General features: G+C 53.0%; 19 protein-coding genes. 8 read left to right on the forward strand and 11 right to left on the reverse strand.

Going from position 1 to position 26,023, the window contains the following annotated elements; translation table 11 throughout:
* The first annotated feature begins 165 nt into the window (after window positions 1-165).
* The 3 genes from AMR42_RS17575 to AMR42_RS17585 all read left to right on the forward strand — a co-directional run bounded on the left by AMR42_RS17575 (window position 166) and on the right by AMR42_RS17585 (window position 3,590).
* Window positions 166-1,902 (forward strand): diflavin flavoprotein, encoded by a 1,737-nt coding sequence (locus AMR42_RS17575; protein WP_099534950.1) that lies wholly within the window; start codon window positions 166-168, stop codon window positions 1,900-1,902.
* Between the two features lie 65 nt (window positions 1,903-1,967).
* Window positions 1,968-2,636: a pseudouridine synthase gene (locus AMR42_RS17580; RefSeq protein ID WP_099534951.1), complete on the forward strand. Its 669-nt coding sequence runs from the start codon at window positions 1,968-1,970 to the stop codon at window positions 2,634-2,636.
* A gap of 78 nt (window positions 2,637-2,714) precedes the next feature.
* Entirely contained in the window at window positions 2,715-3,590 is an 876-nt protein-coding gene (locus tag AMR42_RS17585; protein ID WP_099534952.1) for a transglutaminase family protein, read from the forward strand.
* 152 nt (window positions 3,591-3,742) lie between these two features.
* Here AMR42_RS17585 and AMR42_RS17590 read toward each other — a convergent pair whose 3' ends face one another.
* From AMR42_RS17590 to AMR42_RS17615, 6 genes are all read right to left on the reverse strand, one after another.
* Window positions 3,743-4,120 (reverse strand): response regulator, encoded by a 378-nt coding sequence (locus AMR42_RS17590; protein WP_099534953.1) that lies wholly within the window; start codon window positions 4,118-4,120, stop codon window positions 3,743-3,745.
* A gap of 432 nt (window positions 4,121-4,552) precedes the next feature.
* Entirely contained in the window at window positions 4,553-6,487 is a 1,935-nt protein-coding gene (locus AMR42_RS17595; protein ID WP_158234532.1) for a response regulator transcription factor, read from the reverse strand.
* A gap of 207 nt (window positions 6,488-6,694) precedes the next feature.
* Window positions 6,695-8,221: a UDP-N-acetylmuramoyl-L-alanyl-D-glutamate--2,6-diaminopimelate ligase gene (locus AMR42_RS17600; RefSeq protein WP_099535000.1), complete on the reverse strand. Its 1,527-nt coding sequence runs from the start codon at window positions 8,219-8,221 to the stop codon at window positions 6,695-6,697.
* Window positions 8,222-8,245: 24 nt separating this feature from the next.
* A complete protein-coding gene (locus AMR42_RS17605) occupies window positions 8,246-8,548 on the reverse strand; it encodes a glutaredoxin family protein (protein WP_234407082.1) in 303 nt (100 codons plus the stop codon).
* Between the two features lie 309 nt (window positions 8,549-8,857).
* Window positions 8,858-10,153 (reverse strand): response regulator, encoded by a 1,296-nt coding sequence (locus AMR42_RS17610; protein ID WP_158234533.1) that lies wholly within the window; start codon window positions 10,151-10,153, stop codon window positions 8,858-8,860.
* A gap of 1,059 nt (window positions 10,154-11,212) precedes the next feature.
* Complete coding sequence (locus AMR42_RS17615; RefSeq protein WP_099534957.1) at window positions 11,213-12,439, reverse strand: EAL domain-containing protein; 1,227 nt, start codon at window positions 12,437-12,439, stop codon at window positions 11,213-11,215.
* Between the two features lie 1,429 nt (window positions 12,440-13,868).
* On the opposite strand from AMR42_RS17615, the gene AMR42_RS21430 reads away from it, so the two are divergent.
* Window positions 13,869-15,599 (forward strand): ATP-binding protein, encoded by a 1,731-nt coding sequence (locus AMR42_RS21430; protein WP_099534958.1) that lies wholly within the window; start codon window positions 13,869-13,871, stop codon window positions 15,597-15,599.
* 220 nt (window positions 15,600-15,819) lie between these two features.
* Here the strand turns inward: AMR42_RS21430 and miaA are convergent, their stop codons facing one another.
* The 5 genes from miaA to AMR42_RS17645 form a co-directional block, all read right to left on the reverse strand.
* Complete coding sequence (gene miaA, locus AMR42_RS17625; RefSeq protein WP_158234534.1) at window positions 15,820-16,974, reverse strand: tRNA (adenosine(37)-N6)-dimethylallyltransferase MiaA; 1,155 nt, start codon at window positions 16,972-16,974, stop codon at window positions 15,820-15,822.
* Between the two features lie 186 nt (window positions 16,975-17,160).
* On the reverse strand, window positions 17,161-18,042 hold the full coding sequence (locus AMR42_RS17630; RefSeq protein WP_099534960.1) for a prohibitin family protein: 882 nt from the start codon (window positions 18,040-18,042) through the stop codon (window positions 17,161-17,163).
* Between the two features lie 538 nt (window positions 18,043-18,580).
* Window positions 18,581-19,909: a recombinase family protein gene (locus tag AMR42_RS17635; RefSeq protein ID WP_099534961.1), complete on the reverse strand. Its 1,329-nt coding sequence runs from the start codon at window positions 19,907-19,909 to the stop codon at window positions 18,581-18,583.
* Window positions 19,910-20,031: 122 nt separating this feature from the next.
* The gene (locus tag AMR42_RS17640; protein WP_368670752.1) at window positions 20,032-20,517 is read right to left on the reverse strand and encodes a SufE family protein; all 486 of its coding nucleotides are present in this window, start codon (window positions 20,515-20,517) and stop codon (window positions 20,032-20,034) included.
* A 145-nt stretch (window positions 20,518-20,662) separates the two neighbouring features.
* Window positions 20,663-21,751, reverse strand: coding sequence for an isochorismatase (locus AMR42_RS17645; protein WP_099534963.1), 1,089 nt, complete (start codon window positions 21,749-21,751; stop codon window positions 20,663-20,665).
* Window positions 21,752-22,043: 292 nt separating this feature from the next.
* Between AMR42_RS17645 and AMR42_RS17650 the strand changes: the two genes are divergently transcribed.
* The 4 genes from AMR42_RS17650 to AMR42_RS17665 all read left to right on the forward strand — a co-directional run bounded on the left by AMR42_RS17650 (window position 22,044) and on the right by AMR42_RS17665 (window position 26,011).
* Complete coding sequence (locus AMR42_RS17650; protein ID WP_143473168.1) at window positions 22,044-22,505, forward strand: GUN4 domain-containing protein; 462 nt, start codon at window positions 22,044-22,046, stop codon at window positions 22,503-22,505.
* A 371-nt stretch (window positions 22,506-22,876) separates the two neighbouring features.
* Window positions 22,877-24,562: a ShlB/FhaC/HecB family hemolysin secretion/activation protein gene (locus tag AMR42_RS17655; RefSeq protein WP_234407083.1), complete on the forward strand. Its 1,686-nt coding sequence runs from the start codon at window positions 22,877-22,879 to the stop codon at window positions 24,560-24,562.
* 547 nt (window positions 24,563-25,109) lie between these two features.
* Complete coding sequence (locus AMR42_RS17660) at window positions 25,110-25,589, forward strand: secondary thiamine-phosphate synthase enzyme YjbQ (protein WP_099534966.1); 480 nt, start codon at window positions 25,110-25,112, stop codon at window positions 25,587-25,589.
* Between the two features lie 59 nt (window positions 25,590-25,648).
* Window positions 25,649-26,011, forward strand: a complete 363-nt coding sequence (locus AMR42_RS17665; RefSeq protein WP_099534967.1) for a response regulator transcription factor — start codon at window positions 25,649-25,651, stop codon at window positions 26,009-26,011.
* The last annotated feature ends 12 nt before the right edge of the window (window positions 26,012-26,023 follow it).

Below are 26,023 nucleotides of genomic sequence, written 5' to 3' on the forward strand. Positions count from 1 at the left end.
AAACCAGGGGTGCTGTGCCAAGACTTCAAGGCTCTGTTCAGCTCCCCTCTCAGATTTGATTAACCAGCCGATTACATTTTGCAAAGCGATCGCCCGTTGATTGCGCCCACGATCCCGCTAGGATGGCAACTATAGGGATCAGGCTTGAACCACGGAGCCACAGCAATGACGATCGCCACAGCAACCCCCCCAACGGCCAAACCCCGCGACGTGCAAGTGATGCCGATTGGCCCTGGCACCACCGTGTTGCGATCGCGCACCTGGGAACGCCTGAAATTTGAGATTGAATATTCCCTCAAAAAAGGCACTACCGCCAATGCCTATCTGATCCAAGGCGATCAGGTGGCCCTGATTGACCCGCCGGGGCAAACCTTCACCGATGTATTTTTGAACAAATTGGCGCAGCGGTTGGGCGATCGGGCGATCGACTACGTTATTTTGGGCCACCTGAACGCCAACCGGGCCGCCACCATTGAAAGACTCCTGGAAGCCAGCCAGCCCCCCCGCTTCATTTGCTCCAACCCGGCGGCCATCACCCTGCGATCGCTCTTTCCCGATCGGGACTTGGTGATCGAGGTGGTGCGTGGCGAAGAAACCCTTGACCTGGGCCAAGGTCACCTGCTGAAATTCATCCCGATTCCGACTCCCCGTTGGCCCGATGGCATGGTTACCTACGACCCCGCCAGCCAAATTGCCTTCACCGACAAGCTTTACGGGGCCCATGTTTGCGGCGATCAGATTTTTGATGAGGGTTGGCAGATTTACGAGGACGATCGGCGGTTTTATTACGACTGCCTGCACGCTTCCCAGTCCAAACAGGTCAGCACCGCCCTTGATAAATTAGACGACCTGCCCGCCGCCACCTACGCGCCGGGCCACGGGCCGATCGTGCGCTATGGCTTTGCGGAACTGCGCCACGCCTATCGCCACTGGACGCAACAGCAGACAGAAAAGGAACTTTCCGTGGCCCTGATTTTTGCCTCGGCCTATGGCAACACGGCCGCCGTTGCCCAAAGCATTGCCCGAGGCATCACCAAGGCCGGCGTGGCGGTGGAGTCGATCAACTGCGAATATTTGGATCCCGAGGAAATTAAAGGGGCGATCGAGAAATGCGCCGGTTTCATCATCGGCTCCCCCACCTTGGGCGGCCATGCTCCCACCCAAATCCAAACGGCCCTGGGCATTGTTCTGAACAGCGCTGACAAGAGCAAACCCGCTGGGGTGTTCGGTTCCTTTGGTTGGAGCGGCGAGGCGATCGACCTGTTGGAAAGCAAACTCCAGGACGGGGGCTACCAATTTGCCATGCCCACGATCCGGGTCAAATTTGCCCCTACCCAAGCGGTCTTGCAACAGTGCGAAGAGGCGGGCACGGACTTTGCCCAGGCCCTGCAACGGGCCAACAAGCGCCGCGCTCCCAAACCGGCCGCCGGTACGGCCGATCGCACGGCCCAGGCCGTTGGGCGCGTGGTGGGTTCCCTGTGCGTGGTCACCGCCAGCCAGGATGATGTGCAAACCGCCATGCTGGCCTCCTGGGTCTCCCAAGCCACCTTCAAGCCGCCGGGGGTGACGATCGCCGTGGCTAAGGAACGGGCGATCGAGTCCCTGATGCATGAGGGTTCGCAGTTTGTCCTGAACGTGTTGGCGGAAGGCAAACAACTGCGGCGGCACTTCATGAAAAACTTCCCGCCAGGGGCCGATCGGTTCGAGGGATTACAAGTAGAAACCGCCAGCAATGGTTGCCCGGTGTTGACCGATGCCCTGGCGTTTCTGGAATGCACCGTGCGCAGTCGCATGGAATGTGGCGATCACTGGGTGGTTTATGCCACTGCCAACAGCGGCAAAGTGCTCGACACCACAGGAGTCACGGCGGTTCACCACCGGAGATCGGGCAGCCAATACTAAAACACCGCACTGCAACACCGCACTGCAACACCCCACTGCCCCTTGCCCCTTTTTTCCGCCCGACCATGGCCCGCTACGTCCTGTTTTATAAGCCCTTTCAGGTGATGAGCCAATTTAGCCCCTCCGAGGGCAAGGCCACCCTGAAGGACTTTATTGATGTGCCGGAGATCTACCCGATCGGGCGGTTGGATTGGGACAGCGAAGGGTTAATGCTGCTGTCAGATGATGGGCCGCTGCAACACCGGTTAAGTGATCCCCGCTGGGGCCATCCCCGCACCTACTGGGCCCAGGTGGAACAGATTCCCCCGGATCAGGCGATCGCCCAACTGCAACGGGGCGTGACCATTCAAGACTACCGAACCCGCCCCGCTCAGGTGCGTCTGTTGCCCGAGGAGCCAACCCTGCCGCCTCGCGATCCGCCCATTCGGTTTCGGAAATCCGTGCCCACCGCCTGGTTAGAGTTAACCCTCACCGAGGGCCGCAATCGCCAGGTGCGACGGATGACGGCGGCCGTGGGCCATCCCACCTTGCGCTTGGTGCGAGTGGCGATCGGGTCGCTCACCTTGGCGGGGTTGGAGCCGGGCCAGTGGCGCTTCCTGACCGCAACGGAACTAGCCAGCCTGCGGGCGATCGCCCAATCTTCCCAGCCAGCCTCGGCGGCCAGGGGTGAACCCACTGCGCGATCGCCCCGAAGTCGCCCGGCCAAACGTCGGGGGCGATCGGCGCGATCGTAAGCCGCCTCGGAAAACCCACTTCCAAGGGCGACTTCCTTAAAATGGCCATGGAATCCCCATCGTTCGTTAGGCCGGGCCATGCGCTATCGCATCCATCACGCAATTCATTACACCTATAGCCAACCCGTCGAACTTGGCCCCCATACCCTGCGATTGCGGCCCCGCTGCGATGGATCCCAGGTCTTGCACGATTTTCAGCTTCAGGTGTCACCGCACCCCCTGGGTTTAGCCGATATTTTTGACCTGGAAGGCAACACGGTCATTCAAAGTTGGTTTAACCGAGATCTGGTGGAGTCCTTGCATGTGAAGGCCACCAGCATTGTGGAAACCCTGCGATCGAACCCGTTTAACTTTTTGCTGGAACCTTGGGCCCTGTCGCTCCCCTTTGACTATCCCGCCTCAACGCTGGCCCAGGTGCGACCTTACCTGAGCGATCAACGGTTGGGGAGCGATCGACTCGATCCCGCCATTTGGGAGCTGGCCCAAGGGTTGCTTTACAAAAACCATGGCAACACCCTGGACTTTTTGGGCGACTTGAACCAAACGGTCTATAACCACTGTTGCTATCAGCAGCGAGAAACCGGTGACCCAATGCCACCGGGCATGACTTGGCGGCGCAAAACCGGCTCCTGTCGTGATTTGTCGGTGTTGTTTATGGAGGTTTGCCGGGTGGTGGGCTTGGCGGTGCGGTTTGTCAGCGGCTATGAGGCGGGTGACCCCAAATTGCCCGAAAAGCACCTGCACGCCTGGGTTGAAGTCTTTTTGCCGGGGGCCGGGTGGCGAGGCTATGACCCCACCCAAGGGCTGGTCACGGCCGATCGGCATATTCCCCTGGCTGCCAGCGCTTTTCCTCAAAACACGGCCCCCATGCCGGGCACGTTTCGCGGGCGATCGGCCTCGGCTCATATGACCTTTGAATTAGAAATCGAGCCGCTGGATCCAATTAGATCCTGATTATTTCAACCGGATTGCAGCCCTTACCTGAATTACTAAGTACAGTCGCCCGTAGTTGCCCGTAGGGTGGGCACTGCCCACCGAACCGTTGATTCATGGCATTTGCGATATGACGTGCCGATTATTTTAGGTAAAGGCTGTATTAGAAATTATTAGGAAGACCAGCCCAAAATCTGACAAATGGAATCTCCCAACACCAAGGGATCAAATGGCTTGGTAACCACTGCGGCCGCCTTCAAATGGGCATAGCGTTGGCGATCGGCCGCTTGCACCTTGGCGGTCAATAAAATGACAGGAATATGACTGGTGGAGGGATTTTTTTGCAATGCTTCCAAGGTCGCCGTGCCATCCATTTGTGGCATCATCACATCCAACAAAATTGCGTCAGGTTGTTGGGCCGCAGCCATGGCAATTCCTTCAGCACCGGAAGCCGCCAACAACACCTGCCAGCCATTACAAACCTCCAGGCCAATGCGCGCAATTTCTCGCATGTCTGGTTCATCATCAATAACAAGCACTTGTTTAGTCATCGGAGATGGAGAGGAAAATATGAATTGCGGAAAAATTGCAGAAAATATGAATTGTGGACTTTTTTCGTATGCACCCAAGAGCCATGGCCAGTCCAGGAATTCAATCAAGTGCCATCGGATTCAGTCAAGCAGTCTAACTGGCTTAGGGAGTGCCAGCAGCACCATCAGCCTTGTTCATCAGTTTAATTAATTGGGTTATCAGTTTCACCGAACAAACTCAATCGATTAATTTAACCAAGTCATTCAACTAGTGAATCAAATTAATGAATTTAATCAAATTGAGTTGATCGAGTTCATTAGCTCAATTTACCGATTGATTAATTGAGTACAACCAGTTGATTGAATGGGTTAAATTCAGTTAAGTTGAGTCAAGCCCATGAATCTAATTCATTCCAGTTAATTATTCCAGTTCATCAAGCCAATTAAAGCCAGTTAATATTTACTGATTGGTTTGGTGGCTCGGCCATTGAACAATTCTGATCGACTGGCTCGGATGAGCTGCTGTCGCAGACTATCCGCCAATTCCTCAGCACTTGGAAGCTCTAGGATACAGGCAGTTGCCCCGGCTTGGTAGAGTCGATCGAGGGTTTGGGGCGAGGCTTCGGAGGCAAAAACAATCACCGGGATTCGCCGCCCGCCAAATCCCTCGCTGCGGAGGGCCCTCGTCCATAAAACGCCTCCCCAGGGACTGCTATCGGCCGCCAGCAAAATGAGATCCGGCCGGCTGGCGGCCATGCTGGCGCTGACTCGTTGGGGTTGGGAAACGGCGGCCAGCGTCCATTGTTGTTGCTGGCAACAGCGCCTTACCAGGTTGTTGGCGTTGTTAGACAGGCCAATGGCCAGAATTCGCAGATTGCCCCCAATGCGTTGTTCGGTTTGGTACTGACTGAGGGCTTGGATCAGGGGTGTGATCGGGCGATCGACTGCCCAATCGGTGTCCCAGCCTTCGTTCGCAAATTGCAGCAGATCATTGGGGTCAAACTGCTCCATCAGGGCGATCGTGATCAGGGATGGTTGGCGCTGGCGCAAGCTGGGCAATACCGCCAGAAAATCGGCCCGCTCCGAATCGCTCCAATCCATAATTACCACACTGGGCAAGGCGGTGGCAGGTTGTGTGAGCCAAGTGGTGGGAGAACTGGGCAGCGCCAGGTCAATCAGGGCCCCTTCTTGGGCGATAGCGGCGGCCAGGGCCTGAGACCAGCGGCTGTTGTTGCCCAAATAAACCAGCCGTAGGCGATTGTGTTCGATTTGCTGGCGGCTTTGAATTTCGCGGCGCAGATCACCCACCAGGGAAATCAGGGTTTGGTGGGCCAGTTGCAGGATGCTGTGGCGATTGGTGGCCGTTGGACTCGTGGCGGCCGAATTGGCGGCGAAACCGAAGCCGTTGGGGTCAGGAGGGCTGTGGGGATCCTGGGCGTAGGGTTGCAGTTGTTGTAGCTGTTCTTCAATGGCGCGGGCCAGTTGGGAACCGCGCACTAAGCCAAACGGCCCCAAGGAGCCGATTAGTTTATGGGCATCTTCCAGGGCCCGCAGGCGATCGGCTTCGCAGAGGCGATCAGCCCCAATGCCCGCTGTTACTCGCTCCAGGGATTCCAGTCGCTCATAGATCATCCCTTCAAAGCGTTCCCAGGCGCGATCGAGCGCTGAGCGCAACCGCAGGGACACATCCCCATCCTGGGGTTCCGGTACCTGAGCGCTCCCGGGCCGTAGCCGGTAGCCCATGCCATAAACCGTTTCAATGAGATCCCGCGCTCCCACCAGGGCCAACTTGCGCCGCACGCCTTTGATGTGGGCTTTGACGGTTTCTTCACCGGGAAAATCGCCCACAGACCACAGGTGTTCGAGGATGGCGTTGCGGGAAAATAACCGCCGGGGATGGCGCAAAAACAATTCCAGGAGGCTGTATTCCTTGGGGCTGAGGTTAATGGGGCGATTGCTATAGGTCACTTGACCGGCGCTCGGATCCAAACGCAGGGGGCCCCATTCCAACACGGGCGCATCGGTCGATCGCTGGCGGCGCAACAGGGCCCGCACCCGCGCCATCAGTTCTTGGACGGTGCAAGGCTTGACCACATAATCATCGGCCCCGGCATCCAGACCCTTTACCTTGTCTTCGGTTTCGCCCTTGGCGGTCAACAGCAAGATGGGGCCCGTATACTTTTCCCGCCGCAGATGGCGACAAAGACTCAGGCCATCCAGTCGGGGCAGGGTCACATCCAGAATAATCAGGTCATAGGTAAACGATCGGGTGTAGTCCAGTCCCTCTTGCCCATCCTCAGCCACATCCACTACATAGAACTGCTCCGCCAGGGCTGCGCCGAGCGTGTGGGAAATGGCTGGGTCATCTTCAACTAACAGGAATCTCACGCAACTTCGCAGAAACGGTATCAATCTTCCACAGAATCATGGGCAAATCCAAACGGGGGCGCTCCGGGATGAGATTTAACAGTTTTTAACAGACCTGACCCATGGATCGCGGGCGGGCGGGGTCGGAGCTTGGGATGCGCCCCTGATTTTTCGATCGCTGAATCCCATGGAGTCCGATCCAGACGCTTCAACCTGCTGCAACTTGCATTAATTTGCATTAGTTGCCATGGTTGCTTGCAATCGCAGGCGCAGGGCTGCTTCGGCCTGTTCCCGATCGTCAAAATGCACTTTTTCGGTACCTAGGATTTGGTAGTCTTCGTGGCCTTTGCCCGCAATTAAGACGCAATCGCCGGGTTGGGCTTCCAGGATGGCCCGTTGGATGGCCTTGGCGCGATCGCCCTCCACGGTGTAGTTCGCAGCGACGGGAATCCCGGCCACCACATCATTCAAAATTCGCTGGGGATTTTCGGTGCGGGGGTTGTCGGAAGTGACGATCGCCCAGTCAGACTCCTGGGCTGCAATGCCACCCATGATGGGCCGTTTGGTGCGATCGCGATCGCCCCCACAACCAAACACACAAATCAAGCGCCCTTGCACAAACGGACGGGCCGCCCGCAGGGCATTGTCCAAGCTGTCGGGCGTGTGGGCATAGTCCACGATCGCGCTAATGTCCTGGGGCAAGGGCCCATCGGTCACTTGGACTAGCTGCATTCGGCCTGGCACACCGGGGAACTGGGCCAGGGCCTGCACCATTGCCGAGAGATCCAAACCCAAGTGCAACCCGGTGGCGGCGGCGGCCAGCCAGTTTTGCAGGTTGAATTGACCCACGAGGGGCGATCGAAACGCGATCGCGCCAGCCGGCGTGTGCAACGTGCCGCTGACCCCATCGAGGCCATAGCTCAAATCACTCAAATAAAAATCGGCCTCGGAGTCGTCAATGCTATAGCACCAGCAGCGATCATGATCGAGCTGAGCTGCGAGGGCCGCTCCATAGGGATCATCAAGGTTAACGATCGCCCGGCCCCGCAAATAATTGGGCTGGAAGAGCAGGGCCTTCGCCGCAAAATATTCTTCCATCGTGTTGTGGAAGTCCAGGTGATCCTGCGTCAGGTTGGTGAAAACCGCCACCTGAAATTCACAACCTTGCACCCGTCGTTGGGCCAGGGCATGGGAGCTAACTTCCATCACGGCATAGTCCGCCCCGGCCGATCGGGCATTGGCCAACTGCTCCTGCAACTCCACCGCAAAGGGCGTGGTGTGAATCGCCGTTTGCTCAAAGCCCGGCCAACGCACCACCAACGTGCCCAGTAGTGCCGTGGGGCGGTCGGCCGTTTTCAACAAAAACTCAATCAGTTGCGTGGTGGTAGTTTTGCCATTGGTACCCGTCACCCCCACCAATTGCAACTGCTGGGTTGGATGGCCATGGAACGCCGCCGCCAAATCTGCGCAAGCCCCCACCACGTCCATGGCCCCAATCAGGCAGGGCCCGGCCGGCTGGGTTGGTTGGGCGGCTGCAATGGCCGGCGACACCACCGCCGCGATCGCCCCCGACTCGATCGCATTGGGCCAAAATTCACCGCCATCAACCCGAGTCCCCGGCAGACCAACGAACAGGTCGCCCGGTTGGCAAGCCTGGGAATTGGTCGTCAGCCCCTTCACTGGGCGATCGAGTGCCGGATGGTCGGGAATCACCAGTTCTGTGGAGACGCTGGCCAGCAGTTCGCGCAAAGTCATGGGTTCCATGGGCGGTTGCCTCTCCTAAGATGGCTCAATTGTGGCAAAGGCTTTCCGGAGGTGTTGTTCGAGCTGAACCACCGAACAGCGGGGCGACGGCCGCGGAATCGGCAATTCAGATTCCCCATCCGCCAGCCAACGCAACACCGGAATTTCGTATTGAAACGCGGCAAACCAGCGATCATTGGTGGTGATGTCCCGCAGCTCGATCGTGAGGCGCAGATCGCTCGACAGGTTCACCATTTCCAACTTTTCCTGCAATCCCTCACAGAGATGGCAACCGGGCTTGCTATACAAAATCAAATGATGGGGCAGATGATGAGACAAGGGACGGGCGTTGAATGACTTGTTGAATGACGGCTGATGGCTCATGAGGTCTCATGAATGGCTAGTCGATCGCTCACTGATCACTAATCCTGACGGCCACCGATGCCGGAATCATACTCCCAGCAACTACCCCCAGCAACAACATCGAGGAGCCACTTTGGGCGCATCTTGGCCAATTCGGGCGCAACAGAAACCGCTCATCCGCCGGATTCGTACTGCGATGGATCTGGCTGGGATGGATCTGGAATGAAGATTGGTCTATGGAGCTGATGCAAGTTTGGCTTTTTCGCCATCCTCTTCAAGATTCTCTCAGGCCAAAGCAGACTTGAACGCGCTGGGGGGTGAATTCAGGTTGAAGCCAGCCCCCTGATCTTGCCCATTGGCAGTGCGACCGGACAGGGACGGATCTGGATGGGGTGGATGTGGGCGGGTGGAATTATGGCTCGGCAAGTGCCGTTCCAACGTCGCCAGAATTCGCCCGCTATCCGAAACCTTCGAGAGAAACTCGGAAGCCCGCGCCAACTTGGCCCGCACCCGATCGATCGTGCCATCGTGCCCGGTCAAAATCACGATCGGGGTATGCTCCAGGGCCTTCACCCGGCGAATTTGCGCACAAATCTCATAGCCATTCACCACCGGCATCACCACATCCAGCAGGATCAAATCCGGCTTTAGCTCAATCAACTGCGTCAGCGCCTGCACCGAATCCCGCATTCCACAGAACCGATAGCCCGCCTGGGTCACAATTCGTTCCAGCCGTTGCAGCACCACCATGCTGTCATCAATGCAAACCACCAAAGGCGGTTCGGCTTTAGTCGCCGGGGTGGCGGAACCTGCTGCGGAACCCGTGGATGAGAGCATGGGGTGAAACTCCAAATCCGGCAACACCTGAAAGGTCAGCAACTGCTGCCGGAAAAAGTAACCCAGCATCCGAGCCGTCATGGCAGGGGATTGGTTTAACTTCAGGGCCAAATCCCAAAAGGTGCGCCGGCCATTAAACAGCGGTTGCAAGCTCAGGGTAGTGTGCTGACGGCTATCATCCAGCTCAATGCCGGCATCCAACGACAGCCCCCGATCGATCCAAGCTTGGGCCGGCCGGTCACTCGGCAACAGTTGGCTCAAGTCCCGCGCATCTTTCAGTAATTGTTGCAGGCGATCGCCCGGCAAATGCAGTCCCGAACCAACCGCCGCACAGTCTAGCAACCGGTTCGATCGCGCCTCCCAAGTCACCCGAATCGCCGTATCGGTCGCAATTTGCGTCAGCGCCTCCAGGGTCAGTGCCGCCAACACCTGCTCCGCCTTGCCGCTATCTAGCCGGCCTGCCATCACCGCCCGACTCAACAGCGCATATTCCCAAGGATCATAAGAAGTCGGAGGCTGCCCCGTCGTTAATTCCGCCGGCTCAATCTGTTGCCCCATCAGAGCACGCCGCCAACGCCGCACCCGATGATCGCTGCCCGTGGTGCAAACCAACTTGCCCTGATGAAACTCCAGCCGCCAATGGATTTGGCCCTGCCGAACCATCAATGTTCCAGACACCTGATTGTGGTTCACCTGGGCGATGGCCCGCGCGAGGGATAGCAGACCGACAACTTGGTTTGACATAGCGTGCCTCGCAACTGCGCCTGTGTTCATAGAAGTGACTTGCATCCGGGGAAAGGCAACTGAAGATCTTAGGTGATTTCAGTAATGCGCATCCCTCTTGGTCTATCAATCGCCAGAGCAATCCCAGAATTTCTCAGAATTTCTCAGAGCTTATTTACAGCTAATGGATTTACTCTTACGATCAATCTTGAAACTAACTCAGTAGTTGATTTGCATTCCCATTCTTTAAGATTTGGTAAATGATTACATGGTTTTCAGGTATTTTTCAGACATTTTCAGTCATTCATTAATCAGCTTCATCTCCTCGTTTAGAGTTGATTAGAAGCATGGTCAATTTGGCAGAAACACCCCCAAGTTACGCACAAAATTTTAGGAAAAAATTGTGAAAAACTCGGAAAGGATGATCGATCATTCAACTAATTGAACGCCAGCATGTGACAATTAACACCCATCAGCTACGGAGCCTATGACTCAGCCAGGTTTATGCCAAGAGCGATCATTTCAACTCTCGATCATTAAGTGTTAATACTGAATTCAAACCAATTTTGACTCTTATCCAATAGAGTTTTCGGCTTGAATTCTGGATTAATCTCTCGGCTGAGCAGTGACTCGGTTGGTGTTCAGACTTGATGCAAAACTCTTAAAAGATTGGGAAGTAGCCCGGTAGTGAAGATCATAGAGAGCAACAATGCCCAATCAGAGAGTGATGCGTTAGACAATAGTTGCACCTTCATCGTTACAGCAGGGCTGAACACCAATTCCATAAACGGTAGCTATATTAGGAGCTAAGTGACGATTGCGGATGTGATCTAGTGCACAGTTTCAATAATTAGGTTTGTAATAGCTGCTGGGGCTGTGTTTATGCTTCCAAACCGACAGCCGCGAATGATAAACTCATAATCCGTGAATTTGTAACTGGTGAACTTGCCAGCAACAGCTAAAGAACGCCCCCATAGACCAGTAGCCGCTGCTGGTTATTCGGTTTTTGGGCAAATCTGACTAGATGAGTTGATGGTTAAATTGGCTACTGAGTGACTCAATCCGTCAGATCGTGATTTCCTAGGAGTCTAGATCTTGAATGAAGTCAATCACCGCCGCCGCATCCAAAGGGCGCGAGATTAAAAATCCTTGGGCCATCTGACACCCCAAGCCTTGGAGCGTGTGCAGGTGGTGTACCGACTCAATCCCCTCGGCCACAATTTGAATTCCCAGGTGCTCGGCCAGGAGGGCAATCATGCGCACGATTTCCCACTGCTCCCGCAGGATGAATGAGCGATCGATCTTCAGCGCATCGATCGGGAACTCATGGAGTCGGGCCAAGGAAGAATAGCCCGTGCCGAAGTCATCCACATAGATCGCAATGCCCAGTTGCCGGAATCCTTGCAAAATTGCCAGCACATCCATGCCCAAGTCCAAAGCAACGGATTCCGTTAGCTCCAGGTGCAAACAATGGGGGGGTAATTCCGTTTCGTGCAAGATGGCTTCGCACTGCCCCAGCAGGTTCGGTTCCAACAGTTGGCAGGGGGAGAGGTTCACGCTAACCCACAGATTTGAGTCAATCATCCCCGTTCGCTGCCAGTGACGAAGCTGGGTGCAGGCTTCCCGAATGGCCCACAGGCCCAATTCAGCAATGAAACCGCTACTTTCGGCGATCTCGATGAAACTATTGGGCTGCATCAATCCTCGGGTAGGATGCTCCCAGCGCGCCAGCGCTTCCAGGCCCACGGCGCGTCCGCTGCCCAAGCAAATCACGGGTTGGTAAACCAGCACAAATTCTCCCCGCTCAACCGCCCCTTGCAGTTCGTTGGCCAGCCTTAGGCGTTCGATCGCGGCGGTTGTCAGGACGTTGGGTTGTTGGGTTTCGCCCTCGATCGCAACGGCCAAACTCAGCAACCGATGCGTGTTAGACATGGCAATTCGCAACAGCCGCCGTGCGTTGGGGTCGGTCACTGAGTCTTGATCCCTGGTGAGCAGTCGCAGGGCCCCGTGAATTGAGGCGAGGGAAGCCCGCAATTCGTACCCCAGAGAAACGCTGGTGTTGCTGTTGGTATTGCTGTTTGTGTTAGCGGTAGTTTTCAGATGATCTTTGGCATTGAGGTGATTGCTTGTGGGTAAACTTTGGGGCAAATTTGGGGGCAGATTTGCAGACAAATTAGCGGGTAGGTTAGCGGGCGCGTGGGCGGGCAAGGAGGCCGTTGCAAGAGCGGGGGAAGGGGAATCGAATGGGTTTGGTTCAGGTAAGTCGATCGCCCTGGGCGATAACTCTGAGTCAGAAATGAGAAACATTATCCAAACTCGCTCTAGTAGGTATCGTGGATCCACCGCTGTTCAATGCCAGACTAGGCAGAAAAGGTGAAAAAGTCGAGAATTGCGCGAAATTTCATAGGTATATGAGGCATTTTTTAGATTAACTGAACACCTCAAGTTCTCTTCACCTTTATCAAGCCATTTCGATCAATGTTCGATTCAGAATATGAAATTATTTTGAATGTTTTTGCGATTTTTCAAACTTTGTTTTGATATTTATTGTTAAAAATTTCTTGAAAAGATATGATTTTCAATCTTTTTTGGAAAAAGCTCACAAAAGCAGACGCACTCAAAATCAATCAATAATGAACTGATAGCACTGCATCAAGTTTTGATCCTTGGCAAGTTTGCTGACAAGAATGAGCCAAGAGCTGATACAAATCAAAAATCATGATCTGATGTTGCAAATTTCAAGAGATGCTTGGAATAAAAATTCAAGTTAAGTTCTTTTAACGATAGTCAATTTCCATGACAAATAGTTTTCAAGATAGTTTTCAAGGTTGTTGAACCAATTTTGCGACCCAAGCGCGAGCAACATACAGACAAGATCCTGACGGATCGGAATTGGTCAAATATCTGATTAGATACCTGACGAGATTTATTATAAGCGATTTATTTAAGGAGTTTTTAAAATAGAGCAATTTGCAATGGACTGATGGTCACTGAATTGGCGATCGGGGCGGATGGTGGTGAACTTCAGGGCGATCGAACAAATCCCGAGCGGCGGGAGGGTTCAAATGCTGTAATGGAGGGGAAGACCGGATAAGTTCTACAAGCCGCCCGTTGCTTGGGGAAATTGAGGGTGACCTGCCCATAACAGGTCGCGACAAGGGCCCCGTGCGAAGTATTTCCCTGATGACTAACACGGAATTTCGCGTAATGATGGTATAAACGATGGCGGTTGCACTGTCGTAATTGCGGGTGTAGTTGAAGGCTTGATGGTCATGTCGCGATCCCGTTGCAATTCAAACATTGCCATGGAGCGATTTGTTATTTGGAGCTACCTCTATCCTCCAGACCAAAGTGCTTGATTTAACTGCTTCATTCATCAGATTTTTGTTAAATTCTCTGTTAATACCGAATCAATTCTCTGTGGCTGGGTGACAGGAGACGCTCAAATCCGTCTCTGATCAGGTGCATCTCATCTCCCTCTGCAAATAAAATTGAATATGAAAGAAAGGTGAAACCAGGGTTCGGCGATTGCGAATCGGGTGGCTCTCATCACGAATCGGATTGCGGGTCAGGCAATAAACGATGGGGACAATTCAGGGGAACGCATAAGATGAACTAGAGAGCCTGTCGATCGCAGTTAAAATTCAAAAGTTTTTCAGGTAGCGATGTTGTCTGCTGCTTCTGTGCAACTTATGTGGCTCTGCAAGTGCTGTACCAGGCCCAAACAGTCGGGCGTATGACGTTTTCTGATTCTGCATCTCAGGGCAATCCCTTGCTCAACCAATCGTCCTCGCTGTTTTCGCCCCGAGTGTTGCTGGTTGAAGACAGCCCGATCGACGTTCGCCTTGTGCAACTCATGCTGCGGAAGGCGGAGTTTTTGCTGTCGGGGGTTGATCTGGTGGCGGTGGGCACCTTGGCAGAGGCGCTGGTTTGCATTCGACAGCAGCGTTTTGATGTGACGTTGCTGGATTTGTCGTTGCCGGATTCGGTGGGGCTGGGGACGCTGCGCCAACTGCAGGCTGCCCAACCTACGATTCCCGTGGTGGTGTTGACGGCAACGGGTGACGAGCAGGCGGGGGTTGATGCCCTGAGGTTGGGGGCCCAAGACTACTTAATTAAGGGGGAAATTTCGCCCACGCTGTTGGTGCGATCGATGCGCTATGCGATCGAACGGAAACAGGCGGAGTTGCGGCTAGCGGATTCCCAATCATTTTTGATGGATGTGTTGAACCTGTCGCCGGACGCGATCGCGGTGTTGCAGGTGATGCGGGATGACCGGGATCGGGTGGTGAATTTCCAGTGGCGGTTGGTGAATCCGGCGGCGGAGCGGGCAACGGGCTGCTCGGCGGCGGTGCTGGCCCAGCGTAGTTTGCTGGCCCATGGCACGGATCCGGGAGCACGGGCGGCCGTGCCGTTTAGCGCGGAGCCGGTGGTGATGGGCGAATCGGAAGTGGAGCAGGCGGCAAGGGCCAGCCAAGAGTTATTCACCTGGTTGCTGCCGGTGGTGACGGAGGAAGCCAACCAATCGCGCGAGGTGTTCGATCGGCGATTGAACAGTTGGTTTCGGGTGGATGCCTGCAAGTTGGGTGATGGTGTGCGGCTGATGTGTCGCAACATTACCCAATACAAGGCGATCGAGCGAATGAAGGATGAATTTGTCTCGATCGTGAGCCACGAGTTACGCACTCCCTTCAGCTCTTTGCAGGGTGCAATTAAGCTTTTGGCCACGGGGCGTTGTGATTTGCAATCCATGCAAGGACAACAATTAATTGCGGTGGCCTTGCGAAGTGCAGAACGGCTGGGGCAAGCGATTGATGTGGTGTTGCGATTGGCCGATTTAGCCTCTACCGAAAGCCTGGCCAAACAACGCTGTTGGGTTCAAGATTTGGCCAATCGAGCCTACGATCGCGTGGTCAATCGATTACAAGCTCAAAATTTATCCATTACTTATTCAATTCCCAACGACTTAACCGTTTGGGCGGATCCCGATGCCATTTTGGATTTGTTCGATCGCATTTTAGATAATGCAATCAAGTTTTCATCCCCTGGCTCAGTCTTAGGATTTGCGGTCACCCTTTCGCCGCAGGATGTGATTTTTCATATCACTGACCACGGCTGCGGCATTCCTCCCACAGACCTAGAGCAAATCTTTGAACCCTTCTATCAAGTGGACTCCTCCGACTCCCGATCGCGCGGTGGACTGGGTGTTAGCCTAACCCTTTGTCGTCGGATTGTGGAGCAGCATGGCGGACAAATTTGGGTTACCAGTGAACTAGGAAAGGGCAGCACTTTCCATATTTCTTTACCTCAAAATTGGAGCGAGCTTCCGGAATCTCAAAATCCAGAAGCCAATCATCTTGCACCAGGTTCCCTTGACTGTACTAGTCTGGATCGAAGTAATAACATTGAAGGAATTATCCAAACTACTTACACCATTTCTCAAGAACCAAGGCTATCGTCTTCCTAAGAAAAGTTCAGGAATTTGATTAGCTATTGATATGATTCTTGGTTAAACCTTGATTAGTTTTCAGACCACCGCGAATCTTACTGTTGTTGGGTTTCGTACCTCAACCCAACCTACTGGCTATTGATATGATTCTCGGTTAAGCCTTGGTTGATTCTTAGTCAATTTTGGTTGATTTGATGGAGCATCTTGTCATTTTTAGTCTATTTTTACATCAGCTCAATCAAGAATTTTGATCGAATTTGTTACTGTTACTCAAGAAGTTTTGTACCAATTCTAGAGCCATCTCTAAGAGTCTTGGGTGATCGGCATCCAACCAATGAATGTTAGGGTCTGCCCGAAACCAAGTTCGCTGCCGTTTTGCAAATTGGCGAGTATGAACAGCGGTTAACTGTTCTGCTTCTGTCCAAGTTATTTCGCCATTCATTGCTTGCAACACTTCGCGATAGCCCAAGGTTTGAAATAGGGGCAAATCTTGACCGTAAAGTTCCACTAACTGGTGAACCTCCTCCACAAACCCTTGCTCAAACATCGAGCGAGTGCGCTGTTGAATTCGCTGCCATAACCGATCATTTTCATCTGGGGCTGATTTTTCTTTTCCGTGCTTTTTAGGTAGCTTACGAGAAGGATTTTGAGGATGAATTTGGGAACGATCGGGTTGCTCGATCGCCCTCTTTGAATCGTTTGAATCGGTAGTCGATCGCGAGTTAGCAATTAGGCCATCTAAACTTTTAGTACCGAGGCAGTCTAGACCAATCTGCAAAATTGGATAAGCGGGGGGAGCTTCCCCTTGCAAGCTAGAAATCGGCTGACCTGTGGCGTAAAAAACTTCCAGTGCTCGGATGGTTCGCACATCATCACGCTCATGGATTTGTTGGGCAGAAACAGGGTCAACAGTCAACAAAAGTTGGCGGCGATCGAGGCGAGTCAGTTGCTCTAATTGCGATCGCAAGGTTGGCTGGGGTGGCACTTGGGGAATGCGTAACCCTCGAACCACAGACTTAATATAAAGTCCGGTTCCTCCAACCAATAGGGGAATTATTTGACGTTGATGATAATGATTAATCAGTTGATTTGCCTGGGTCTGAAATTCAGCAACCGTGAAGACCTCAACTGGATCACAAATATCAATTAACTCGTGGGGAACCACCGCGCGATCGCTCAACGATGGCTTAGCAGTTCCAATATCAAAATTGCGATAAATTTGGCGAGAATCTGCTCCCAAAATGACAGAACTCAAAAAGCGCCCTAGCTCGATCGCTAAGGCAGACTTGCCCGAAGCTGTTGGCCCCACAATCACAATCAGCTTAGGTGTAAAGTTCGCACCTTCTGAAGTTGAATTCAATGGGCGATCGGGGTGACGCTCATCTGCTGCCATGGTGGGTTCCGACATTTGCGTCGCCAATTCAGATGTTTAATCAATAGAGTCTCAAGATTATAGGTAATTTTGGGTCACAGCTTTTCAGCAAATTGATTTAGCGCCATCCATGACTCAATTCAAGAGATTGCTCGATCGAACTGAGTCAGCTCAATAGCAATCAATTACAGATCTCTTGGCGTTGCACTAATTACCACCTGGAGAAACCAAAATCGGTGAATTGCCATTGGTAATGATTACCTTTGTATTTTTGGATTCTGCTAGACTTTGCATGGCTTCAATTTGCTTCAATTGAATGACCTGACTAGTCAAGCCCTGAGCAACCGTTCGATTGTAGTTGGCGATCGCCTGGGCCTCAATTTGTTTTCGTTGAGCCTCTTGACGAGTTTTTGACAGTACAAATTCCATTTGCTTGCTTTCTTGTTCGATTTTCAGTTTCTGTTGAATTGCTGCTTGGACAGTTTCTGGCAATTTCACTTCTCGCAACAGAGCCGCTTCCACCACAAACCCCAAAGGCTCCAGTTGTTGCGCCAACTGTCGGCGCATTTCTTCAGCGATCATTGTCCGCTTGGTTGAATAAATAGACTCGGCTGGATGTAATGCAGTAATTGAGCGAACAATTGCCCGAAATCGAGACACGACAATTTCTGATTCACTAGTGCCAATAGTTCGATAAACTTGCGACACTTTTCGCGGATCAATCCGATATTGGAGGCTAACATTCAAATCAAAAATCAAACCTTCTTGGGATGTTGCTTCAATACCTTCTTGAATATTTTTTAGGCGTGTCGAAAACATCACCACTCGCGAAAAAGGTGTGTTGAAATGCAACCCGGGCAACAATGGACTCTCTTCCACATTACCCAAGGAATCGCGCACACCAACGCTTCCCGTCGGCACATTCGCAACGAAACGACTAATGACATAGAGCGCCACAAAAACTGCCACAAAGCCACCGCCGCCCCGTACGGCCCATCGAATAGGCAATGGGACGGGTAAATCATCACTTTTCAAAGCAGCAAAGGCTGCACCACCACCAATCAATAGCATTAGAAAAAACGTAAACATAGATCCGCCTAAAGCACTAGTACTGCCATTGAATATTAAAGCTCAAGCCTAATCAAAAGCCTGAACAATCAGCTTTTAAGCTGTGATCAAACTGCCCCATAAGCGACATTATAGACAGCGATTTATAAGTTGTGGAGATGGGCAATTTATTTTACGAGAAAGTAAAAATACGCAAAATTTATTTAAGATTTGATTTTGAAGTCAGTTTAAATTGCAGCGTAAACCCCCAATTAGTAGCCACCAAAAACACTAAAACTATTCAAAATCTGTTTTAGATTTATGGGTTCTCTTGAAAGTCAATCATAGAAAAAAGACGAAAGTTCTCTGCTTTCACTCATCAATGAAACCAAAAGAATATCAATATTTGATTTTTCAAAATTCCCTTAATCGTCAGCTTGGATTTTAAATACAGCCCTTACCCCGATTACTAAGCACAGTTGCCCGTAGGGTGGGCATTGCCCACCAAACCGTTGCTTCATGGCATCTGCAATATGGCGTGCCAATAATTCTAGGTAAAGGCTGTATTGTTTAAAATATCTTAAAAAACAAAATCCAGAGATTGCACGCGCCAAGTCGGTTCTCCCTTTCCCTTGGCTGAATAAGTTAGCCAGATGCCTTTCAGGAATTCGCGAAAGTAAAAACGCCGTTCGGCTTCGGATAGATCTTGCCAAAATTCTGGAATTGACACCGATCGGGAAATCATCGATAAGCTGGCAGGAGGCAATTGCGAGAGTCGATCTTGCAAAGTTCCCATTTCGACCCGAATTTGATAGGAACGAATTTGCAATGTATTTTCATCTAAAATTCCATTTTCCTTAAGCTGAATAAGCTGAGTTAAGCGTGCTTCCTGGGCTTGAAGTTGTTGTTGAATTTGGGACTTTAATTGCTCAATATTGGGCAACTGCGCTTGACTCACTCGTTGTGGCAATTCTCGGCAAATGCGCTGAATTGTTTTCTTCAGAACCTGGTTATAGTCCGCTAATGGGCATCGATCGGGAGCTGATGGGCCTTTTCCGCAAGGATTGGGTCGCAAGTAAAGATAGTTGGGGGTTTTAGATCCCCGCGATCGCGTGGAAGTTATGGCTAATTTTGCTTGGCATTGGGCACAGCTCACTAACCCCGCCAAGGAACGCGCGGCGCTGGCCGTTTTGGGAGCTAAGGTCTGATTACGTCGCAAGAGTCGATCGACCTGGGCCGCTTCTTCGCGAGACACCAGCGGGGGGTGCGTATTCAAAATCACATCACCATTTTTATAGGCTAGATCACCTCGATAAGCAGGATTGGTCAGCCAATTACGGCCCGTCGAAATTGAAATTTTCTTTTGATGTTTTTGGTTAATGAACCGCACGGCTCCCCGCAAGGAACCATAGAGCAAAAAGTTTTCAAAAAAATCTTTTACGATACTGGCCGCCGCTCGATCGATCACATACCGATCTTTGCCCCGTCGATAGCCAAAGGGAGCACGCCCCGGCGGCGGCAAGGCTGCTAACCGATTACGGGCGTGGCCTTTTTGAATGGCCTGTCGGTGCTGGTCTTGGTTCAGTTCCTGAAGCCATTGCAACTGTTGAATCCAGTTAGGATCGGCTCCCTTGGGGAGGTCACCCTGCATCACCCGCAGCGCCACTTTGGCATGTTCTAACTGATTCAAAACATGGAGAATGGACTCAATCGAGTCGCCCAAGTCGCGAATTTGTCGGATGAGAAGCGTGTGAATTGCTCCCTGATTCACCAACTGCATGAGCTGCCCCAACGCCTGCCGATCGCCCAAGTCCACATACAGGTTTTGCACATCAATTTCCCAATCGATCGGCTCTGTCACCGATTCCAAAATGGGGTCATGATAAATATAGGCAACCGTTTGAGTCATCGCGTCTGGTTCATTGCACTTGATTCATCGCGCTTGGTTCATTGCGTTTGCGTTACCGTGTTTGCATCACCACTTTGTTTGCATTCCCACTTTGTTTGCATCATTGAGCGTTCATCAACAGTTCAATCAGTCACCTTTTCAGGCCCTTCATGATTAGATTCAAGGCTCGGTGGGGAGGATAATGAACCCAAAGCATTCAAATCCGCATGGGACTCTGACTGAAGCGATCGCGCCTGATCTTGCATCTTTTTGAAAATATTGAAAAACCCATTAGCCCGCGAAGGAGTCAAGCTAGCATTGAGTTTTGTTTGTTGAATGAAATCTGGCTTCAAAGCAATGATCACATCCGGCGCTAGACCATTCAATCCTTCCACTAAAAATGCCACCAATCCTTTCACCAGTTGCGAATCAGAATCTCCCCGATACCAAACTTTGCCATCGGTGAGTGCTGAAGCCACATACACCTGCGAAGTGCAGCCATGAACCTTATTTTCAGGGCTACGATCCGCTTCATCTAGCTCAGGAAGCCGCTTCGAAAACCAGATGAGTTGCTCGTAACCTTGCTTAGGATTGGTAACTCGGGAAAATCGCTGAACTAATTTAGCCAAGGATTCCGGCAGGGCAGAGGTGGGAACAGTCATGGGCAGAAGCGCGAGTTGAATGAGCTTTTTTTGGAAAAACTATTTCTAGTTTACCATTTTGTCGAAATGACTTCAGCGCAGGTTCTCGGATTGAATTTTTCGCCTTTGGGGATTAGCGATTAAACATTGGCCATTGCTCGATCGAATCCGTAGACCGCACCAAATGCATTCCCGCTGAAGCAAAGTCCTGGAAGGTTTGATCGGCCAATTCCGTGAAGTCAATTACCCCAGGAACCACCACGGGCGACATGCAATCTTCTAGCAAATAGACTCGATCGACAAATTCCGGCTTTTGCGTTTGAATCTCCCGCAAAAAGTCAGCCACTGTCCAAGCCACACAATGACTCTTTGCTTGCCCGGCAATAATCACCGCGTCAAATTCAAAAAGATGCTGAATCAGGGCCTGATTCTTTTGGGCGATCGGTTGTTGATGTTCATCACTCAGAATTTCAGGGCTGAGAATCGAATAGTTTTCCGTTAGGGGATGACCACCTTTCAGCTCAAATCGTGTTGAAATTTGCCGCGCGATGGCATGGGTAAAACAGGCGGCTTCAACGGCCGAAACCATTGCATGACCAATACCACCCAGCATGGAATGGTAAGGCCAAATGGTCAGGGGATATTTACCTAAATCTTCCAGGGTTTTGGTGTAGTGGGCGGCGTAGGTGGCCAAGTTTCCATGCACCTTCCCGGCTTCTGGAGAGCGATCGGGTGATGCCCCTTGGCCAAGGGAATCAGGCAGAAGCTGGAAACTGGCTTGCAATTGGGGATTGGGTCGCCAACGGCCGGTTTTGACCGCTTCCCAATCAATGTTAGTCAAGGGGGCAGGATGGTTTCCTGCGGCATCGACCCAAAAGATCGGATGGAAAATCTGAGCCATCCCATGGGTGTCCAATGTGGGGATGAGTTCCGTGAGGAAGCTCAAATTTCGGTAAATAAATTGACATAGGCGGACATTATCTTCGACTGCCCCTTGCCCCGATCGCCCGCCCACGAACAACTCAAAATCAGGGATGCAGAACGTATTTTGCACATCAATCATTAACAGGGCAATCCGTTGCGAATCCTCCTGTGCCGGTGTAATTTGATGTGCCTTCGCCCATTGTTGAGCTGCGGTGGCCAGTTGGGCATAGGGTACACGCCAAACTTCGCCAACGCGATCGCCCTCAAACCAGTCAGGAATCGGTAATGATAAGGACATCAAGCAATTTTCTCCAATGTGAAAAGTCTGTATTCAAATGGTTCAAAAATGAATGCCAGATTATTCGGATAGTCTGATTTTTCCTCAGAATGAATAAACAGAAGGGATTGGTTGCTTAGCCTCAGCAGCAGCGATCGCTCAAGGCTCTCTCGCAGACGAGCTTCTTATGTTGTTAAACAGCCCCCAGCATCATTCACTCGTGTCAACTTACCCAAGCCCAGCGGCCACTACACTAACAACCGCTGAGGCAGCCAATTGTCCTGGCGCAATGGAGGGGCAACCGGGAACAGTCATGACATCGGCCGTGAATTTTAAGCGTTTATCGGTCATTGCGATTCTGCTTTGGGCCGGGGCTGCGGCCTTGGTGGTTATGCGGCCTCGCAACGAGACCCTCAGCCGTCTTGCGGAGCAGTTGGCCAGCGGCCATTGGCAAACGGCCAATGTCTTGACTTGGCAAATTTTGGCTCCTAATGCTCAGGTGGACAGCCTGATGCAGACGGACTGTGATTTGCTGCTGGAAGTCGATCGCCTCTGGAGCGACTATAGCGACGGTCAGTTGGGATTGCGCACCCAATCGCGCCTGGCCACCATGGCCGCTCCCACGAGCCTAGCCCAGGAGTGGGCGGCCCAGGAGGCTCCCGCACCCCTGCCTCCGCCCGGCAGCCTACCCAATGCGGCCAGTACCCACCAAGGCCCGGGATTGGCCGACCTGACAGCCCTGGCGATCGCCCGTTTTGAGCAATGCAAGCGCTAGAGCGACAGCTTCCGCCAAAGCATGATTGTGATGGACGATTTTGGAGCAACCCCGTTACCCACTTTTGAACACAAACGGGTTGTGGCCAAGGATTGCAGATGGCTCGACCCCGATTGCCTGATCTGTTACGGTTGGTGCGATCGTTTGGTCGATCAGTCTCTTAACCTATGGCCTTGCGATATCTAGCCTTGCAATTTCTATCTTTGCAATTTTCAGCGCTTAGACCTCCAGCTTTGAGATCTTTGACCTTCAGATCTCCGGCCTTCAGATCTCCAGTCTTTAGATCCCCCATCTCAAAGCCTGAATTGAACCATCAGAACCGTGACTTGAAGCCTGTATTCAGGCATTGCGCGGATCTTCATTGGCGGTGGTTGCTGGGATCGCTGGCGAGCTTGGGCTGTTTGGGCGGTGGGGCCGTGGCGGCCATCGCCCAAACTCCCCCTTTGCCCCGTCCCGATCGCCTGCCGGATTCGATCACCATTCCGGAGCCAGACCAACCCCCACCCACTTTGCAGCCGCCCCCGATCGAGCAGCCCGCCGCACCCTCTGACCTGCCGCCGATTCCCGGTCAAATTGTTGTGAAGGCCTTTCGGGTCACGGGCAGCACGATTTTTACAGATAGTGAATTTGCGACCCTGCTGCAGCCCTACACCAATCGCCCTCTCACCTTTGCGGAGTTGCTGGAAGCGCGATCGGCGGTGACGCAGCAATATGTCAACAAAGGGTACAAGACCTCTGGAGCCTTTTTGCCGCCCCAAGAAATTGATCCGGCCCAGGGCATTGTGGAAATTCGGGTGCTGGAAGGCCGGCTAGAGGCGATCGAGGTGCAGGGGTTACGGCGACTGCGCCCCAGCTATGTGCAACGGCGCATTGAACGGGCCACCCAGCCGCCGCTTCAGGTCGATCGCCTGCTGACCGCTTTACAACTGTTGCAGGCCGATCCGCTCATTGAGACCGTTTCCGCAGAACTTTCGGCAGGAACCGAGCCGGGCACGAACCTACTGCGGATCACCCTCACGGAAGCCGACAGCCTCCATGGCGATCTATCGGTGGATAACGGGCGATCGCCCAGCGTGGGCACAGTCCGGCGACGCGCCACCATCACCCAAGCCAACCTGCTGGGGCTAGGCGATGGCATCAGCCTCAGCTACACCAATACCGACGGCAGCGACTCGATCGAAGCCAGTTACACCATCCCGATCGACAGTCGCAACAGCACGATCGGGGCCCGTTTCCAATGGACCGGCAGCAGCATCGTTGAAGATCCCTTCGGCCCCCTCGACATCCAAGCCGACTCCTACCAATACGAACTGACCTATCGCCGCCCCCTGGTGCAGCAGCCCAACTATGAAGTCGTCACGGGCTTGACCCTCTCGCACCTAGACAGCCAAACCAGCCTGCTCGGCATTGACTTTCCCCTTTCCCCGGGAGCTGATGACCAAGGGCAAACCAGCGTCACTGCCCTGCGGTGGTTTCACGAGTGGACTAGTCGCAGCGAAAGCTACGTTTTGGCCTTGCGATCGCAACTAAGTTTGGGACTGGATGCCCTTGACTCCACCATCAATCGCGAGTCGCCCGATAGTCAATTCTTGGCCTGGCGTGGCCAAGCCCAGTGGGTGCGCCAATTTGCGCCCGATACGCTGCTGCTGGTGCGGGGTGAGGCCCAATGGGCCGATCGCCCGCTCTTGCCCGTGGAGCAGTTTGGCCTAGGGGGATTTGAAAGCGTTCGGGGCTATCGCCAAGACTTGCTGCTGACCGATGGCGGGCTGTTTGGGTCGGCTGAATTGCGCCTGCCCCTGTTCCGCGCGCCCAAAATTAAAGGGGTGATGCAAATTGTGCCCTTTCTGGATGTGGGAACCGGCTGGAACCGGGGCGATCGACCCGATCCCGATCCCCAAACCCTCGTTGGTCTCGGGTTGGGCCTCCGATGGCAACAGGGCGATCGATTCACAGCGCGCCTAGACTACGCCATTCCCCTGGTGGAGGTGGACAACCCAGACCAAGACACCTGGCAGGAAAATGGCCTCTATTTTTCCGTGCAGTGGCGAGCTTTTTGATTGCGGAGTTCCACCGCTGGCGAATTCCCTTGACCCAACGGCGATCGGCGCGATCAGGCACGAATTCCAAAAATTCATGGCTCCCATTGCCCCGTTGCCGCTAGGAACGATGGGGAGCGATCGTCCAAAATAACCACTAGACCACGGGGGCAATGGCGGAAATCCTGTCCATAAATCTCGCCAAAAATCGATTTATAGAAAAATTTGGGCCTAAAACCCCGCCCTTTCAGGTCATGCTAAATTACAGGTGGCCGCTGGGCTAGCGGTTTCAGTCTGTGGAGCAACCGCAAGACCCGAAGAGAACCAATCTCAGAGGGCTGGCACGATGAAGCAGAAACCCAAATCGCGAGGTTTGGGAATCCCCGTTCGCTTGCGGTGGGGAGGATGTCAACCCTATTTTTGATGGCGGTATTGCATCGGAATAGAGCGACCGATCCGGATCCATGAATAATTGTTTGTGATTGTTCGTGGTTGTTTGTGAATAATTGCTTTTTGAAATATTTCGATCGCTCCATGCAGAACTTTTTCAGTCCCTATTCCAGTTTCCATGAGTCGTTCTAGCGCCTCCGCCACTGTCATTTCGGTTGGGGCGATCGACCAGCGATCGCAAACGACTCATGTGCAACAGGTGCTGCGCCTTTCAACCCAAGGCAAACGGTTGCACAACATCACCAGCGCGATCGCGGAACTGGTGGCGCGATCGGGAGTGACCACCGGCCTCTGTACGCTGTTTGTGCAGCATACCTCCGCCAGCCTGGTGATCCAGGAAAACGCCGATTCTGACGTGTTACAAGACCTGGAAGCCTTCCTCGCCGGCCTCGTCCCCGAATCGGCTCCCTACCAACACAGTGCCGAAGGGCCCGACGACATGCCGGCCCACATTCGCACCGCCTTGACCCACACTTCTGAACAAATTCCGATCGTGCATGGTCAACTGGGACTGGGGATTTGGCAGGGAATCTATCTCTGGGAACATCGACAGCACGGTCGCACGCGCGAAGTTGTGGTACATATCATGGGTGGTTAACTCGCCCGATTGCGAGGGATGGCGGTCAGCAACCGCCGCCAACTGCGAAGGAGGATGTCGTGAGTAAGGTGCTAATTGTCGATGACAGCGCAACGATGCGCGAGATGATTGCCGCACTCCTCCAAAAACACGGCATGACGACGGTTTTGGCGGGCGATGGGGTAGAGGCGCAGGTGCAATTTGAGGCCAGTGCTCCGGATTTGGTGATCACAGACATTGTGATGCCCCGGATGAATGGCTATGAGTTTTGTCGTTGGATGAAGTCGGATAACAACCGAAAGGATGTGCCCGTGGTGCTTTGCACCAGTAAGAGCGAAGAGTTCGATCGCTACTGGGGCATGAAACAAGGGGCCGATGCTTACATCGCCAAGCCCTTCCAACCGGAAGAGCTGATTGACACGGTGCGGCAACTGTTGAAGTAGCACCTGAAGGAG

It is taken from the genome of Limnothrix sp. PR1529 (assembly GCF_002742025.1).
Taxonomy (GTDB): Bacteria; Cyanobacteriota; Cyanobacteriia; order CACIAM-69d; family CACIAM-69d; genus CACIAM-69d.

Coding starts and splice junctions, on each gene's coding strand:
- AMR42_RS17575 (WP_099534950.1), top strand. CDS start 166: ATGACGATCGCCACAGCAACCCCCCCAACGGCCAAACCCCGCGACGTG.
- AMR42_RS17580 (WP_099534951.1), top strand. CDS start 1,968: ATGGCCCGCTACGTCCTGTTTTATAAGCCCTTTCAGGTGATGAGCCAA.
- AMR42_RS17585 (WP_099534952.1), top strand. CDS start 2,715: ATGCGCTATCGCATCCATCACGCAATTCATTACACCTATAGCCAACCC.
- AMR42_RS17590 (WP_099534953.1), bottom strand. CDS start 4,120: ATGACTAAACAAGTGCTTGTTATTGATGATGAACCAGACATGCGAGAA.
- AMR42_RS17600 (WP_099535000.1), bottom strand. CDS start 8,221: ATGACTTTGCGCGAACTGCTGGCCAGCGTCTCCACAGAACTGGTGATT.
- AMR42_RS17610 (WP_158234533.1), bottom strand. CDS start 10,153: ATGTCAAACCAAGTTGTCGGTCTGCTATCCCTCGCGCGGGCCATCGCC.
- AMR42_RS17615 (WP_099534957.1), bottom strand. CDS start 12,439: ATGTTTCTCATTTCTGACTCAGAGTTATCGCCCAGGGCGATCGACTTA.
- AMR42_RS21430 (WP_099534958.1), top strand. CDS start 13,869: ATGACGTTTTCTGATTCTGCATCTCAGGGCAATCCCTTGCTCAACCAA.
- miaA (WP_158234534.1), bottom strand. CDS start 16,974: ATGGCAGCAGATGAGCGTCACCCCGATCGCCCATTGAATTCAACTTCA.
- AMR42_RS17630 (WP_099534960.1), bottom strand. CDS start 18,042: ATGTTTACGTTTTTTCTAATGCTATTGATTGGTGGTGGTGCAGCCTTT.
- AMR42_RS17635 (WP_099534961.1), bottom strand. CDS start 19,909: ATGACTCAAACGGTTGCCTATATTTATCATGACCCCATTTTGGAATCG.
- AMR42_RS17645 (WP_099534963.1), bottom strand. CDS start 21,751: ATGTCCTTATCATTACCGATTCCTGACTGGTTTGAGGGCGATCGCGTT.
- AMR42_RS17650 (WP_143473168.1), top strand. CDS start 22,044: ATGACATCGGCCGTGAATTTTAAGCGTTTATCGGTCATTGCGATTCTG.
- AMR42_RS17660 (WP_099534966.1), top strand. CDS start 25,110: ATGAGTCGTTCTAGCGCCTCCGCCACTGTCATTTCGGTTGGGGCGATC.